Genomic DNA, 16,420 nt, shown 5'->3' on the forward strand with positions numbered 1-16,420 from the left:
CCCAAAAATTTACATTTTAACACAATTAGCTAGGTATTGCACGACCTGTTTTTTAGATTGTCCCCTATGGAAACACAGGAAAAAAATACACGTACAGTAAAAAATAACGATACGGTGCAGGTACACTACACCGGTAAATTAACCAATGGTCAAATCTTTGACAGCTCTGTAGATAAAGAGCCTTTAGAGTTTCAACTAGGTCAAGGACAAATCATTCCAGGTTTTGAGAACGGACTTATTGACATGAAAGTTACTGAGAAAAAAACAGTGACTATTCCTGAAGATGAAGCTTATGGAGAGGTTAAAAAAGATCTTTTTCAAGAAGTGCCTAAAGCAGAATTACCACCAGAGATCGACCCTCAAGTAGGTATGGGGCTTGTGGCTAAAAACCCTGATGGTAGTGAGCGTCAACTTCGTGTAGCTGAAGTTCGTAACGAAAGTATCGTTATTGATGCAAACCATCCATTAGCTGGTCAAGATCTAGTTTTTGACTTAGAAGTGGTTGCAATAAAATAATAAACTGAATTATTTATATGTAGTCCGTAAGCCTAGTGTTTACGGACTTTTTTTATGCTCATTGCTCAGCCATTCAATTTGCATTAACAAAATTATAGGATTCTCAAAAAAATAAATCGAATAAACACCTGTTATAAGTGTCTAACTAAATTTATGAATATAATGAGAATAATTAATACTGTTGCCCTATTAGGAGCGACTATACTTACCGTATCATGTGTGTCAAAAAAGAAATACACAGAACTTGAAACCAGATATGATGATACTCGGGTTTCGCTTACCAAAACACAAGTAGAAAAAGAAGAATTAGAAGCGAAATACAGCGCTATTGAAAATCGCGTTGCAGACTACAACAGCAAAATAAATTCACTAAGAGATGATAATTATCAAAAATTAGATCTTGTAGAGAATCTTGCGGTAATGTCTGAAAGCACCAAAGATAAAATGCGTGCTACTTTAAAAAACGCAGACCAGAGCCAGTTATCACAAGCTAAAAGTCTTGAAGATTCTATGAATCTCGCAATCTCTTATAATTTGAAGAAAAATCTAGACGCTAGCGTATCTTCAGATGATGATATTCAAGTTGATATTGATGAGACTGTTGTAATGATTAATGTTTCAGATAAACTATTATTTAACAGTGGGAGCTACAGAGTGAGTAATAAGGCAGATAATTTATTAAAACGTCTTGCTGACGTTATAAATTCTGAACCAGCTATAGAAGTGATGGTTGAAGGTCATACAGATGATCAAACTGTAAAACCTGGAGCCTATATCAAAGATAACTGGGAACTCAGTGTAGAACGCTCTACAGCAATCATTAGAGAATTACAAGATAAATATGGCGTAGACCCTACAAAACTAATTGCTGCAGGACGCAGTAGTTATTTACCATTAGTTGATAACGCTTCTAAAGAAGATAGAGCTAAAAACAGACGTACACGCATTGTAATTCTACCTAATCTTGATAAGTTTTTATCGCTTGTAGGTAGTACCGACTAGTAACACATTTTCTTTCTACTTGTAAAAAGCCGCCAATGTGCGGCTTTTTTGTTTAGTAAAACGAATAAGTAAAGACCAATATTTTCACGCCTTATCTTATTGCCTAACTTTAAGATAATTGCCCTATTTCTATTAATCAAAAAGTTTGAAATATGAAAGTGAATGATACCTACCTAAGCAGTCTTATAAAAGAAGAACATAGATTTGAGTTTGGAGTATTTTATTTCTTTGATGAATTTATAATTTCAGAAATAAATGAAGGTGAAACCTTTGAATGGAACAAAGCTTCTAAAGTTATTAAAGTTGGTAAGCAGTTTTATAAGAACAAGAATCATAAAATAAACTACATATCAAATCGAATAAATGATTACTCTATAAAGCCCCAAGACTGGATTACTTACTTAAATAAGTATAACCTTTTAAACATATTTGCAGTTGTTACTCACCGTAAAACCGCAATACACAATTTAATAATTGAGCGTCTTTTTTACAAAGGCGATATATTTTCTTTTGATAGTTTACTTGAAGCAGTTAATTTTATTCGCGAACAAGATGATCTTTTTCCTGTTACTGACTTTAAGAAACTAAAAGAAAACTAATATGGTTATACTTTTTGAACTTGCACTTATATGTGCAGGTATTTTACTAGGGATTACTACACTTGATAAATGGGATGGCAGCTCCCAAATTTTTACAAAAGCTGCAAATACGCTTAAACCTTTTGCTACTGTTATAGGTGGTATTTGTTTAATTATTGGAATCTGGTTTCTATTTAGACCATTCTGTACGTTTAGAGATATAATAGGTATCTTGGCAGGATTATCATTGCTAGGAGACTCGTTTGAAAACAGCCAATCCCTTCAGGATTTCTTTAATAAGTCGGCTAGTTTTCTAAATCCATATAAAGTAATTATAGGTATAATCGCTTTAATCCTAGGTATTTTAGGATTACTCAATATTGCTTTTATCTGTTAGTTGCCTAACTATTCTTTAAAAAATTAGAATTGAACTTTCTGTTCATTGAGCTCTTTTCTAATTCTACTTAGCGATTCTGGCTTAATGCCAAGATAACTGGCGATTCGATAATTAGGAACCCGCTTTTCGATATTAGAATAGGTTTTACAAAAATCCAGATAACGTTGTTTACTGTCCTTTTCTAAACCAGACTGAATACGTGCGGTTAAACTAATAAATGCCCGAGTTGTCTTGATCCGAAAGAATCGCTCAAATTTTGGAATTCGCTTATATAATTCTTCAAGATTCTTTTTCTTCAATCCCAATACCAGTGAATCTTCTAAACAGCACACACTTAAACGTGCCGGAGTTTCATTAAAGAATGCTGAAAAATCACTTATCCACCAATCTTCAATAGCAAACTGTACAACAGATTGTTCTCCAGCTTCCGATGTATGAAAAGCTTCCACACAGCCTTTAACAACATAATATTCTGTATCTACAAAAGAAGCCGGCTGAATAAGAAATTCTTTTTTACGTAATCGTTGTGGAGCTAGTATACTCTTAAACTCTTCAAATTCTGCATCAGAAATCTCAATGATTTCTTCTACATGAGACCGTATAGATTCGTACATAAATTAAGATTAAATAAGTTCAAAAATACCAATTCTACTAAGAACGTATTTTTAAGACCTATTGTTTAAGTAAAATTTGGCAAAATGATTATAAATTTCATTATAAATTTAGCTTAAAAATCTCAGCATCTTTTTATGGATATTGCAATTATTGAAGTTTTTATTATTCTCGGTTTAACTATTTTCCTTTTTGTGACCGAACTCTTTCCGGTTGATAAGATTGCAATATTTATAGTCGTTTCTTTAATACTCTTAGGTTTAGTTAGTCCAGAAGAAGGTATAAGTGGTTTTTCTAATTCGGCTACAATAACCGTCTTAGCTTTAATGATCATCGCAGTCGCATTAGAAGACAATGGTGTTATAGCTTGGTTTGCAAAAGGTTTACAGCGCTTAAGTATACTTCCTCTACTTCTACTCGTTCCTGTTTTTATGTTTATAACTGCTGGTATTTCAGCATTTATAAGTACAACAGCAGTTGTTATTATTTTTATAAAAATCATCTTTCAATTAGCAGAACGCTACGGGATTGCTGCTGGAAAATTGTTACTGCCGGTTTCGTTTGCAGGTATTTTAGGTGGTAGTTGCACGCTAATGGGTACATCTACAAACCTCATTGTAAACTCTATAGCTCAAAACCGCGGAGTTGAAAAACTCGGTTTTTTTGAGTTCGCTCTTTTTGGGTGTGTTTTTCTTGCTATTGGTATTGTAGTCATAACAATTACTGCTCGTTTTTTACCTTCTAAAAATGCTTCTGAAAGTCTAGAGTCTGATTATAAGCTTGACGAACTCATCACTACGTTAACTATTAATGACGACTCGCCACTTATAAGTAAACCAATAAAAAGCATTTCATTTTTAAATACCCCTAACGTCACTCTTTTGAAACTCATTCGTGGTAGTGATGTTACAAATGCTCCCGGAAAATACATCACATTATCTCAAGGCGACCGCCTAGTAGTAATGGCAGATTTGGAAACTGTAGAACAAATTTCTGCGGAAGAAGGACTTACAAAGAAAATGATCAAAAAATCAAAAGAAGAAGAAGAAGAAGAAGAAGAAGAAGAAGAAGAGAATCTGGAATCTGAAATTCATTTAGTTGAAGCTTTAATCTTGCCGGGATCTACTTTCATTGGGAATACTCTTAACAGCTTAAAGCGTTTTAAGCTAGAAGGAGCACTACCGGTAGCAATTAAAAAACGAAAAAACATTCGTAACACGCGTGAACGTTTAATTCGAAAAGATTTAGATCAGATACGTATAAAACCGGGAGATCGAATTCTATTAGAAATCACTCAAGCAGAACTGAATACTTTAGAGAATTTAGAAGGCATCGTAATTCTTAAAACACACGAACCTTTTGAGTCCAAAAACAAAACCCGAAAATATATAACACTTGCTATTTTATTGGCGGTAATTGGTCTGGCAGCATCAGGTCTTTTAAGTATCTTAGCAAGTTCGCTTACCGGGATTGCATTGTTATTAGTAACTAACAGCCTTGAGATGAATAAAATCTACCACAAAGTTGATTGGCAGATCTTTTTCTTATTGGCAGGTATGATCCCGTTAGGAGTTGCAATGACAAACAGCGGAGCAGATCTTTGGCTATCTGAACATTTGCTTATGCTTTTTGAAGGTAAAGATAACTTGTTTGTTCTAGGAGCATTATTCTTAATAACAATGATTTTAAGTGGTAGTATTTCAAATAATGCAACAGCGGTTATTATGACCCCAATTGCTATTACCGTAGCGAGCGGTCTTGATTTGTCTGCAAAACCTTTTATACTCGCTGTTATGTTTGCAGCAAATTTCAGCTTTTTTACTCCGGTAGGTTATCAGACCAATACCTTGATCTACAGTTTGGGCATATACAAATTCAAGCACTTTTTTATTATAGGTGGGATTCTTTCAATCATTCTTTGTGTTGCCGGTACGCTTCTACTTGCCACACTTTTGTAAAGTAAACTACCTTGGGGCAAGCCCACGAGGCATTCGTTAAAAAGAAATTTTCAATTTCGCAGCATCCCGATAGCTCGGGATGGGGTATTAAACCCTTTGGCGGTGCCAATAAAAAAGCAGCTATCTAAAAGAATCAGATAACTGCTCGTTTGTAATTGATTTGATTGTATCTTGAAAACTCAGCTTGCTTTTTATCAAGCTCTTATCCTTAATAAAAGGAAGCAAGCCTAACACATTTTAAAACATCTCGCCAACAGAGCCAGCAATTAGTTTTATACAAAACCTGAATTTTAAAGAACTTCTTGATTGATGTTATATAAAGAAGACGGATCACTTTAAATTTTGTTACATTAAAATTAAAAAATAGTTGTTAAACTAATGTAAAGCACTGTAGATAGCTTCAAAGATTACCACTACATTTGTTCTTTTATGAAGAACCCCTTAGAAAATAAGAATATCACTTCTATTAAAAACAAAGCATTTACGCTTTTTACAAAGGTTTTAAAGTATCTGGAAATTGGTTTTAGATTTGCTGCTATAAAATTTCACGCTGCTGTAAAAAGAAAATGGGTTCGTTATCCTTTACTAGTTATAGGATCTTTTTTCTTTATTTTCTCATTATTCTTTCTGAGTATTTATATGGGAGTATGGGGTGATCTTCCTTCTAAATATGAACTTACACATCTAGAGCAATCGCTAGCAACACAGCTTGTTGACCGCAATGGAAAAAATATAGGTAAATATTATATTTTTGATCGTAGACCCGTAAGTTTTGATGAAATTCCATCCCACTTAAAAGATGCATTAGTAGCTACCGAAGATGCTCGTTTTTACAAACACGATGGTGTTGACAAACGAAGTTTGATGCGCGTATTTTTCAAAACACTTCTTATGCAAGATCAATCTTCAGGAGGTGGAAGTACACTCACACAACAGTTAGTAAAAAATATCTACGGAAGACCTGGTGGCGGCACCTTCAATCTTATTGTTTCAAAATTCAAAGAGTTTATAGTCGCACAGCGTATTGAAGAAGTATATACGAAAAATGAAATTATAAATCTCTATCTCAACACTGTTCCGTTTCCCGACAACACTTATGGAATTGAAAGTGCCAGTCAAAAATTTTTCAATAAAAACACAGAGCTTTTAACACTCAACGAAGCTGCCATACTCGTAGGCACTTTAAAAGCCAATAACAGCTACAACCCACGTGTAAATCCTGACCGAGCTAAAAAAAGAAGAGATGTGGTTATCAACCAAATGCTTCGGTATGAATACCTAAAACCTCAGGATACGGTTGGTATGGAGCGTGACACCATCGTTCTGAGTTATCAGCAAAGAACAGATTTAGGGATAGCACCTTATTTTAGAGAACTTATACGTAAAGAGGCTAAAGAACTTCTTAAAAATTATTCTAAAACAGACGGAAGCTCTTATGATCTTTATCAAGACGGTTTGGTAATACACACGACTTTAGATAAGCAAATGCAAGAATATGCAGAAGCCGGAATGCGTGAGCATATGGCGGCATTACAAATTCAATATGAAAAAGCATATGGTAATTATGCTCCTTGGAAACGCAAATCAATTCTAGAACCCAGCTTAGAGAAACTACCTTATTATCAAAAGTTGATAAAAGATAGTATTTCTGGTGAGGCAATTGAAGACTCTCTAAATTTAAAAAAAGATCGCAAAATCTTTGACTGGAATAGTGATGAAACAATACAATCAATTTCAGTAAAAGATAGCTTATCCCACTACCTATCATTACTCAATTGTGGTTTTCTAGCTCTTGACCCTGAGACTGGTGGCGTATTAGCATACATTGGAGGTATTGATTTTGAAAATTTCAAATACGATCACGTGAGTCAAAGTGAACGTATGGTGGGTTCTACTTTTAAACCATTTGTTTACACAACAGCATTGGAACAAGGGGTTGATCCATGTACCTATTACAGCGGAGAGCAAGAACTATATTATTTTAATAATAAAGAATGGTCACCAGCTAATTCAGGTGGTGAAGGTGAAGACTTACAATATTCTTTGAAAGGAGCTTTGAGTAATTCAGTTAATACTGTTGCTGTAAAAATCCTTCTAGATGTAGGTATCGGAAAAGTTATAAATCAAGCCCACAAAATGGGTATTCCTTCAAAATTACCACAAGTTCCTTCGCTTGCACTAGGAACTGCACAAATAAAAATGCGTGACTTGGCTTCTGCTTATACTTCATTTGTAAATGACGGAAAACCCATGAAGCCTTTCTATATCACTAAGATTGTGGACCGTACAGGTAGAACTATTGCAGATTTCACTCCAGAAACGCCCAAAAAATCTGTTATGCGAAATTTTACTAGGCAAGCAATGATAGAAATGATGCGTGGGACTGTAAGGGAAGGGACCGCAACCCGACTAAGATATACATATAAGCTTAAAAACGATATTGCAGGAAAGACTGGGACCACTCAAGATAATAAAGATGGTTGGTTTGTAGGAATAACTCCCTATATGGTTGCAGTAACTTGGGTAGGAAACGATGATTATAGAATAGGCTTTAGTAGCACAGGTTTGGGTGCTGGTGCAAATTCGGCTTTACCGATTTATGCGAAATTTATGCAGCGCCTTAATAATGACACAACCTATGCTTCTTTAACAAAGCAGCGATTTAAAGCTCCTTCTTCAGAAGTTGCTAACGCATTAAACTGCCCTCCTATCGTAAAAGACAGTACTTCGCAAGTACGTCAGTTTTTTGAGTCTATATTTACTAAAGAAGAAGAAAAATTTAGAAAAAAAGTATTTCTGGATGATAATGGTTCTATTATAAGAACAGAAGAAGAGCCATTACCCACCGAAGAAGTTACTGAAGACGAAGAAAATGATACTAAAAGAGGTTTCTTTTCGTTTTTAAAAGGAAAAAAGAAAAACGATAAGGATAATTAGGTTGGTCCTTATTGCAGATAATTTAAAAAACATGGCTAAATGCTAAAGTTTTCATAAAAATTCAATTTTAATTTGATTTTACGTTTATCCATGTTATAATACATCCTATTTACTTTAAAAAAATAAATTTCATATGAGACAACTCAAAATCACCAAGCAGGTAACCAATCGAGAATCAAAATCTTTAAACACCTATTTACAAGACGTAAGTAAGCTCGATATGATTACGGCTGATGAGGAGGTCGAGTTGGCACAACGTATTCGTGAGGGCGATCAAGTAGCTTTAGAACGATTAACGAAGGCTAATTTGCGTTTTGTGGTATCTGTTGCAAAACAATATCAAAACCAGGGATTAAAATTACCTGATTTGATTAATGAAGGAAATGTAGGTCTTGTTAAAGCAGCAAAGCGTTTTGATGAAACACGTGGTTTTAAATTCATTTCTTATGCTGTTTGGTGGATTCGCCAGTCTATTCTTCAGGCTATCTCAGAACACTCAAGAACGGTTCGCTTACCACTTAACAAAATTGGTACGATAAGTAAGATTAACAAAGCATTTTCTTATTTAGAACAAAGTTTAGAGCGTCCGCCGTCTGCAGATGAGATTGCAAAGGAGCTTGATATGACTGTAGCTAAGGTTAAATTAGCTATGAAAAACTCTGGTCGTAACCTTTCTATGGATGCACCATTTAAAGAAGGTGAAAACGATTCTAATCTTTATGACGTTTTAAAATCTGGTGAATCTCCTAATCCTGATGCAGATCTTATGCAGGAATCATTAGGAACTGAAATTGAGCGTGCGTTAGAAACATTGTCTCCACGTGAGTCTGATGTTATTAAATTAAACTACGGTCTGGGTGGTGAGCAACCTCATACGCTTCAGGAAATAGGTGAGATGTTTGATTTAAGCCGTGAGCGCGTACGTCAGATTCGTGAAAAAGGAATTAGAAGATTACGTCATACTTCAAGAAGCAAAGTGCTTAAAACGTACTTAGGATAATTTTATCCTCTATTACAAATAAAAAAAGCTCCGCAAATTGCGGAGCTTTTTTTATTGGCACTACCAAAGGGTTTATAATACCCCGAGGTAGTTTATTTAATTCTTGAATAGATATTTATTCAATCTCAAGATCAAAGGTTTGGGTAATATCAGACTCCCCACCTGCGTTTGTGATATCACCATCACTCACACCTTCTGCATCTTTATTAGGCTCATGACGTAAAGTCACCGTAAACTGACCCGAAGATGCAGTCCCTGCTACTAATGAGAACTCTAGACCAACCGGGTTAGTATTATCGTTATCAAGATAATCATCTTCATTATCATCATAAGTTACAGTGGCATCTAACCCTCCACCAATTTGATAAAAGAACTGATGTTCATCAGCTTCCTCTTCAATTTCTTCATTAATAAGCTCTGCAGGAGTTTCGGTCTCATTTTCAAGAACAATACTACCTGAATAACTCATCCCTGCCTGTAAAGCACCTTCAACATCGATTATCGGGGCATTTGGCCCGTCACCATCGAGATCTTGTGAAGTGAGTATAACCGTAGCTCCCGTCTCTGGAGTTAGCGTGACGGTAACCGTAGTTATCACTTCTTCTTCATTAATTGGCTCAGGAGTGCTGTCATCGTCATTAGAACAAGAGCTAAATGCAATTGTCAAAATGAATAATAGACTTAAAATTTTTAGATTCTTCATAATTTAATTTGTGTTTAATAATTGAGTTTAATTTGAATTCTAAAATTTCTACCCAAATCATCAGCAAAATAACGCTGGCGATTCAGGTAATCTCTGTAGGCAGTATTCAACATATTATCTACAAATAAGCCCACAGTCAATGTAGATTGTTTAAATACTTCAAAATCCAATGAAGATGAAAAATGAAATAAGCTGTATGCTGATGGCGGTTTGCTCACTTCTACGGTTTCAGTTACTTCTTGGTTTGAATCATTAATATAGGTTACCTCAAAATCATTATTAGGATAACGCGATTGCTTCATAACACTCTGATTTCTTAAAGATAAAGTAAGATTATTCCATTCTGGTTTTATGAAGCCAAATGTGGTAGTCACATTAGGTGCCGGCATTTCAATAAGCGGCCTGTCTCTATCTAAATCCTGCCCGTTTACATAAGCAAAAGCTGATTGAATATTGAAATTCTCACTAAAAGCATATACTACCTGAACATCAATACCATATAAGCGAGCATCTACCTGACCGTATTCATAAACCGGGAAAGCACCTCTGGTTGTGTACTGAAGGCCATTAGGTTCCATTATGATAAAATCATTGATACGATTGTAAAATGGATTTAAACCAAATGTAAAGCCACCCGCCTGACCATTTAGCTCGATACTGGCTTTATAGCTTTGCTCTTGATTCAATCTAAGGTCTCCCAACTCTATAATTGCTGCTGAATGATGCAAACCATCACTAAAGAGTTCTGCGGGGTTAGGAGCACGAGAAGCCGTACTTAGATTCATTTTAACATTCCAATTAGGCTTAAAGGTATATCTAGCACCTACTGTTCCAGAAAAGTTATGATAATCAAAAACCGGATTCACTAATAACTGAGTTTCTAAACGCTGAACTACTAAATCACCATATTCATCTTCATAACCACGCTCCTCCCAGCTACTATTCAAGTAATATTTCTGAGCATCAATTTTCCTGAAATCATATCTAAAACCAGCATCTACACGCAGTGCATCGGTAACATCATAATCTGCTGTTGCATAAGCACCTAAAGTATACATCTCATAATCTGGAATTAGCCTTCTAATCCCCGTACTGGGGTTTGGATAATTCTCCTGATAAGAAGCCTGCACTCCTAGATTTGCCTTAAAATTTGACTCAGCATCATATAAAAAATTAGTCCCAAGTGAATGCGTTATCAACTTTAAATCTAAAGAAGGTTTATCTCGATCATCTCCCCGGCGTATATCAAATTCTTTCCTATTATTTTGCTGAAAAGAATAATCTACACTTAGCTTTCCGGCATTTTCAAAACGTTTAAAGAAACTCAGTTTTGCAAGATGATGTTGCACATCTTGTTTAGGAGCATTTATGTCGTACGTGAAATCTTCAATATAATTGGGTTCTCCACTATTAATTGCGCGTACCAAATCACTAACGTTACCAATATGACTGGCTCTTAATATTCCGATTTCAGAATCATAAAAGCTGTAATACGCATCAAATCCATAGGTGAATTTATTCAACCCAAAACCTATAGAAAAATCATTTTCTCGTAAACCTGTATTAGATAAAACATAATCTGGTGATTTAAGATCTCCGGCATATTTAGTAGTCCCCTGCCCTTGAATGTAAAAACCATTTTTATAAGCCTTCATCAAATTAGAGGTAAGTCCCAGACCACGACCATTTGATGCTCCACTCAAAATAGTTTTGCCATAAAGTGTATCTTTTATCGGTGCTTTGGGGGGATCTGTAACAATAACACCACCCACAGCATCGCCACCATACTTTAGCGCACTAGCACCTTTAATAACAGTAATATTTGATGCAGAATTCAAATCAAGATTAGGTGCATGTTCTACTCCCCACTCCTGATCTTCCATTCGCGTACCATTATTTATGATAAGGACTCTACTACTATGCAATCCCTGTATAACAGGTTTTACCACAGTACTACCGGTATTTAAAGAAGATACTCCTGGTATTTCACGCAAAGCATCTCCTAAGTTGGCATTGCTGTATTGCTCTAAAATTTCGGAATATAGAGTAGTTGAAACGCTAGACACCGAACCCTTATTAGCATTTTCTCCTTTTACAGTAACAGCATTAAGTTCCTCTGTGTGGTGTTCCAATTTAAAATCTCGAGTGATGTTTTTATTGACTTCGATTGTAAATTCTGCAACTTCACACTCCGGGTGAGTTATTGTAATAATATATGTTCCCACACATAAACCTTCTAATTTATACTTTCCATCAAAATCAGATAGCGTATAAATATCGTACCCGTTTACGCTAAGAGTAGAATTAACTAATGCATCGCCGTCATGAAAATCGCGCACAACTCCGCTGATACTATAGTTACATTGTTGAGCTTGTAGCTGAATACCCAGAAACAGCATAAGCATCAAACTGAAAAATTTCATATTTGAAAATTAGTATCCTAAAAAGGATGATTATCAGTTCTATTAAATAAGGAGTCTTAGTACAAAACAAAGATTGTTTGCAACACAAAAACTCAGTAATGAGAAAGTGGTTTTATCACTTATAGACAACCCAAAAAGAATAGGGGCTTAAACTGATAATGCGGGAGGAGCTTTATTAAGCGAAATACCAAAAGGAAACTGACAAACTTTAATAAAATCGGCATAGAAAACCGGGGTTTCATAAGATACAACAGGTGGTTCTAATAGAAAATCATAAACAGGAGGTAAATCAAAATCTAAGTTTTGTTTCTGTTTATGAGTTAGTAAACACAACTCACAATGCAATCCTTTTACAGAATCTTTATCGTGAACGTATTGGTGAAGATCTACAATTTTAAAAGCAAAAATAGCCAGTACCAGCAAGATGCTGAACGTGGCTTTAAAGTTTTTACTTATTGAAATCATATTACAAAATTAAAACAAAGTTTTTAGAATGTATGAAACAAACTCACAATGAGCTGCCCTTTTGTTTGCGCATTAGTCACTTCTCGCATGTAAGCAAGCTCTGCTCTTAATCCAGATTTTATTTGATATCCTACCCCAGTAAACAGCCATGTTCTATCATAAAGACTCACAGTCTGACCGTTACCTATTTGCTGCTGACCATTAACAAACACTTCTCCTGCTGCCCAAGCAAAAAATGTTTTAGGTCCCATTTGCTTTTTATTTAAGGGAAATTTAGCATTTAAGAAATAACGGTATCGTGTTCTAATGTCCTGATTTTCTATAAAACGTTCTTCTATACGTATACGATGTAATAAGGCTATACGTCCATCAAAAAACGTACTGCTCCAGATTAAATCTTGATACAAGCGATTTTCAAAGGTTTGAGAATTGCTAGGGCCAAAAGTGCCACTGTTAAAATACGAGTAACCGGCAACTGCTCTCAAAGATGAATTTGGAATCTTATAAGAAAGTCCAGCTCTTAAAATCAATTGCTGAAAATCATTAGTAACATTAAAACTGCGCTGTTGTACATCAGCCATAATGCCAAAATTACTTTCACCAAAATCAGAATCAAAAAAATACCCGTACCAACCCCCTAGCTCATGATTGCCTTCTTGTGCTTGCAAACTTTTAAAAGAAAGTATTAGAAAAACAAAAAAGAGTAATATTAATTTAGATTTTTTAAGAGTACAGCACATAGATTAAGACTATTGAGCCGGTACATTTGCGTACATCTGACTGAGTTTAAGTCTCAATTTACGCATATAATCTTCTTCTAACCAGTCTTTATAGTTCTTTGTGTTTTTCATAATACAATATGAGTACAGACGTATACGGTATTGTATCTCTTCTTTTAGTTCGCGAGCCAGAATACGTGCATCAAAAACATCTTCGGTGTTTTCAAAAACAATTTTTGCATGCTGATCTATTGAGCGCTCTAATGCTTCTTTAGATTTTAACCCTTTAGCAAAAACATCCTCATATTCTTTTTTAATATCAAATTCTATACTTTCACTATTACTGAATTGTGCTCGTAATTCAGGAGGCATAACATATTCAAAATTACGTTCAATCTCCTCATCACTCACGAGGTTTTCAAGGTAAAAGTCAGGATATAAGAAAATGTCATTCCAATCCATAGGTGCATCCCAAAGACCGAAACGCGCCATATTATTACCTAAATCTATAACTTCAAATTTCTTCTTGTCTGCCAATACACGAGATCCCCTACCAATCATTTGAAAGTATAAGGTTAACGATCGCGTTGCACGGTTTAGAATAATAGTTTCAACAGAAGGTTCATCAAAACCTGTTGTCAAAATACTCACCGAAGTTAAAATCGCATCAGGAGTATTCTTAAACCACTTCAAAATATCTTTTCGCTCCTTATTTGTGTGTGTATTGTCTAAGTGACGCACATCATAGCCAGCTTCTTTAAAAGTTTCATATACGTAACGAGACGTATTTATACCATTATTAAAGATTAGGGTTTTAGTTCCTTTTGCACGTTCTTCATAGGCAGCAAGTAATTTTTCTTGCATACTATGATTAGTATATAAAATCTCTGAAGACTTTACCGTATAATCTCCATTTATACCTACCTGGAGGGTTTTTAAACCTACATCATAAGTATGCATATTAGCCTTTGCTAAAAATCCTTTTTCAATAAGAGAACCTATACTTTCTCCTATTATAAGTTTACGGTAGTTGTCTTTCATAGGCAACTTAACGTTAGAGCTTAAAGGCGTAGCCGTTACCCCTAATATAAACGCGTCTTTAAAATAACTAAACAGTTTTCTAAAAGAATTGTAATGCGCTTCATCAATAATAACGAGCCCAATGTCTTTTATATCTATTTGTTCATCTTGTAGGCGATTGTTTAAGGTTTCAACCATCGCTACATAACACATGTAGTCTTCATTACCCTCTAGAGTTTTGACTTTGCTATTGATAACCATATTAGGTACATCAAAGCCTTTTAACATTTTTGAAGTCTGAGAAGAAAGCTCAATACGGTGCGTTAGAATGACAACTTTTTTCTTTTTTTCCGCAATGTATCTACGTACGATTTCAGAAAAAATAACTGTCTTACCACCACCTGTAGGAAGTTGATACAGAAGGTTAAAATCATCAGACTCCTCTTCTATACAGTTAAAAATTCTATCAAGATCATTTAATTGATAGCTGTATAATTCTTTTCCGTTACTCGTGTCTTGCTCTTGTGCCTTTTTACTCAAAAGTTAGGTATATTTAAATGATGAATTTTGCAAAAATAAGGCATTTAAAGGGCTTATCGAAAGATTGCTATGGGAATTGCAAAATTAATAATTTTGACGAATTGTTTTCTTAAATAATACTCGTAGATAGCCAAAATTTTAAAAGGGTGATAAAAACTTTGTGTACCCTAACAGAAAACTGAAAAAAATAAGCAAAGCACAACATTAGGAAATACCTAATCTGTTACCTTTGTGTCAAAATAAAACAGATCATTTTGAAGAATACAAAAGCGATAAAACTTTTAAATAAGCTCATTGATGAAGTTGAGCAAAACGGTATCATTACAAATACTATTGTAGAAGACTTGCAAAATCTAAGACCGTATGCGATTGAAGAAAATCGTCCTTTATTAGCAAAGACCATCAGATTGGTATTTGAGCATATCGAAGCATACCAAACTTTTGATATTCCTATTCCTGAAGAAGAGCCTATTGAAGGTTATGAAGAATTACTGGAAGAGGAAGAAGAAACCACATTTGTTCCTGCTGAAAGTTTACTTTACTTACTTAATCTTATTGCAGAACCAGAAAATAAAACTAACCGTCTTGACTTGCGGTCATATGTTGAAGCTCTTCAGGAATATGCTGAAGAGAACTGAGCATAAATCGTTTATACTAAATAAAAAACACCTGCTAATTAATCAGCAGGTGTTTTTTTGTTTTGATACGTTTGCAGAATTATTTCTTTGGTGGTTTAGAAGGTCTTACTTCTATTTTACTTGGCAAAGTTCGTGGATTCATTTTTAATAAATCTACTACTAATTCACCGATATCTTCACTTTGAATTTTCCAGTCATCTTTATTAGAAGGTTCATTACCATTAAAATGTGTAGCTACAGAACCCGGCATTATAGTCGAAACTTTTATATCATCCTGACGCAAGTCTAACATTATTGCTTGACTAAAACCTGTTAAACCAAATTTACTAGCATTGTATGCAGAACCGTTTGCAAAGAAATTAGTTCCGGCAAGACTTGAAATGGTAAAAATGTATCCTTTAGATTGTTTCAATGCATCTAAAGATGCTTTGACACTATAGAATACACCGGTTAAATTAGTATCAATAGTCTCTTGCCATTGATCTACGGTCATATCTTCAATACTTGCAAAATGTCCTAAGCCGGCGTTTGCTACTAAAACGTCTATTTGTCCAAATTCAGCAATTACTGCATCTACAGCCTGAACTTGACTTTCCATAGAACGCACATCAGCTTTAACTCCAAGCGCTTTTCCTTTACTATTTTTATTTAATTCATCTGCAGCTTTTTCAGCAGACGTAAGTGTGCGGCTAGTTACTGCTACATTCATTCCTAATTCAAGAAAAGCTTCTGCAACTCCTCTTCCTATTCCTTTAGTTCCGCCCGTTATCAGGGCCACTTTATTTTTAAATTTCTCCATAAATTAAAAATAAGAGTTATTGCAATTTTAACAAGTGAGGCCGGATTAAAGTTTTCTTAAATCTCAATTTTTATAACAATATTAGCACCACTATTTTGTTAGCGCATAAACCA

15 protein-coding genes are annotated in these 16,420 nt (G+C 34.8%); 8 read left to right on the forward strand and 7 right to left on the reverse strand.

The annotated features are described in order from the left end of the window. The first annotated feature begins 66 nt into the window (after window positions 1-66). The 4 genes from BUB91_RS03880 (at window position 67) to BUB91_RS03895 (ending at window position 2,493) form a co-directional block, all read left to right on the forward strand. Entirely contained in the window at window positions 67-516 is a 450-nt protein-coding gene (locus BUB91_RS03880) for an FKBP-type peptidyl-prolyl cis-trans isomerase (protein ID WP_073097276.1), read from the forward strand. Between the two features lie 162 nt (window positions 517-678). After that, window positions 679-1,518 (forward strand): OmpA/MotB family protein, encoded by an 840-nt coding sequence (locus BUB91_RS03885; protein WP_073097279.1) that lies wholly within the window; start codon window positions 679-681, stop codon window positions 1,516-1,518. Window positions 1,519-1,670: 152 nt separating this feature from the next. After that, window positions 1,671-2,117: a hypothetical protein gene (locus tag BUB91_RS03890; RefSeq protein WP_073097281.1), complete on the forward strand. Its 447-nt coding sequence runs from the start codon at window positions 1,671-1,673 to the stop codon at window positions 2,115-2,117. A gap of 1 nt (window position 2,118) precedes the next feature. Then, a complete protein-coding gene (locus BUB91_RS03895) occupies window positions 2,119-2,493 on the forward strand; it encodes a hypothetical protein (protein ID WP_083557824.1) in 375 nt (124 codons plus the stop codon). Between the two features lie 23 nt (window positions 2,494-2,516). Here BUB91_RS03895 and BUB91_RS03900 read toward each other — a convergent pair whose 3' ends face one another. Then, window positions 2,517-3,107, reverse strand: coding sequence for a Crp/Fnr family transcriptional regulator (locus tag BUB91_RS03900; RefSeq protein WP_073097283.1), 591 nt, complete (start codon window positions 3,105-3,107; stop codon window positions 2,517-2,519). Between the two features lie 135 nt (window positions 3,108-3,242). Here BUB91_RS03900 and BUB91_RS03905 point away from each other — a divergent pair, with 135 nt between their 5' ends. The 3 genes from BUB91_RS03905 to BUB91_RS03915 all read left to right on the forward strand — a co-directional run bounded on the left by BUB91_RS03905 (window position 3,243) and on the right by BUB91_RS03915 (window position 9,000). Beyond that, window positions 3,243-5,063 carry an SLC13 family permease gene (locus BUB91_RS03905; protein ID WP_073097286.1) on the forward strand — a complete coding sequence of 607 codons (1,821 nt, stop codon included), beginning with the start codon at window positions 3,243-3,245 and terminating at the stop codon, window positions 5,061-5,063. Between the two features lie 429 nt (window positions 5,064-5,492). After that, on the forward strand, window positions 5,493-8,000 hold the full coding sequence (locus tag BUB91_RS03910; RefSeq protein ID WP_073097288.1) for a transglycosylase domain-containing protein: 2,508 nt from the start codon (window positions 5,493-5,495) through the stop codon (window positions 7,998-8,000). A 133-nt stretch (window positions 8,001-8,133) separates the two neighbouring features. After that, window positions 8,134-9,000, forward strand: coding sequence for a sigma-70 family RNA polymerase sigma factor (locus BUB91_RS03915; protein WP_073097290.1), 867 nt, complete (start codon window positions 8,134-8,136; stop codon window positions 8,998-9,000). 115 nt (window positions 9,001-9,115) lie between these two features. On the opposite strand, the gene BUB91_RS03920 is transcribed toward BUB91_RS03915, so the two are convergent. The 5 genes from BUB91_RS03920 to BUB91_RS03940 form a co-directional block, all read right to left on the reverse strand. Continuing rightward, window positions 9,116-9,703, reverse strand: coding sequence for a type 1 periplasmic binding fold superfamily protein (locus BUB91_RS03920; RefSeq protein ID WP_073097292.1), 588 nt, complete (start codon window positions 9,701-9,703; stop codon window positions 9,116-9,118). A gap of 14 nt (window positions 9,704-9,717) precedes the next feature. Beyond that, on the reverse strand, window positions 9,718-12,126 hold the full coding sequence (locus tag BUB91_RS03925) for a TonB-dependent receptor (RefSeq protein ID WP_073097295.1): 2,409 nt from the start codon (window positions 12,124-12,126) through the stop codon (window positions 9,718-9,720). A gap of 147 nt (window positions 12,127-12,273) precedes the next feature. Next, window positions 12,274-12,591 (reverse strand): hypothetical protein, encoded by a 318-nt coding sequence (locus BUB91_RS03930; RefSeq protein ID WP_073097297.1) that lies wholly within the window; start codon window positions 12,589-12,591, stop codon window positions 12,274-12,276. 23 nt (window positions 12,592-12,614) lie between these two features. After that, a complete protein-coding gene (locus tag BUB91_RS03935) occupies window positions 12,615-13,259 on the reverse strand; it encodes a DUF2490 domain-containing protein (RefSeq protein ID WP_164917822.1) in 645 nt (214 codons plus the stop codon). 81 nt (window positions 13,260-13,340) lie between these two features. Continuing rightward, window positions 13,341-14,870 carry a DEAD/DEAH box helicase gene (locus BUB91_RS03940; RefSeq protein ID WP_073097301.1) on the reverse strand — a complete coding sequence of 510 codons (1,530 nt, stop codon included), beginning with the start codon at window positions 14,868-14,870 and terminating at the stop codon, window positions 13,341-13,343. A 254-nt stretch (window positions 14,871-15,124) separates the two neighbouring features. Between BUB91_RS03940 and BUB91_RS03945 the strand changes: the two genes are divergently transcribed. Further along, window positions 15,125-15,508: a hypothetical protein gene (locus BUB91_RS03945; RefSeq protein WP_073097303.1), complete on the forward strand. Its 384-nt coding sequence runs from the start codon at window positions 15,125-15,127 to the stop codon at window positions 15,506-15,508. Window positions 15,509-15,587: 79 nt separating this feature from the next. Here the strand turns inward: BUB91_RS03945 and BUB91_RS03950 are convergent, their stop codons facing one another. Continuing rightward, window positions 15,588-16,307: an SDR family oxidoreductase gene (locus tag BUB91_RS03950; RefSeq protein ID WP_073097305.1), complete on the reverse strand. Its 720-nt coding sequence runs from the start codon at window positions 16,305-16,307 to the stop codon at window positions 15,588-15,590. Window positions 16,308-16,420 lie beyond the last annotated feature (113 nt).

Source organism: Leeuwenhoekiella marinoflava DSM 3653, assembly GCF_900129005.1.
Lineage (GTDB): Bacteria > Bacteroidota > Bacteroidia > Flavobacteriales > Flavobacteriaceae > Leeuwenhoekiella > Leeuwenhoekiella marinoflava.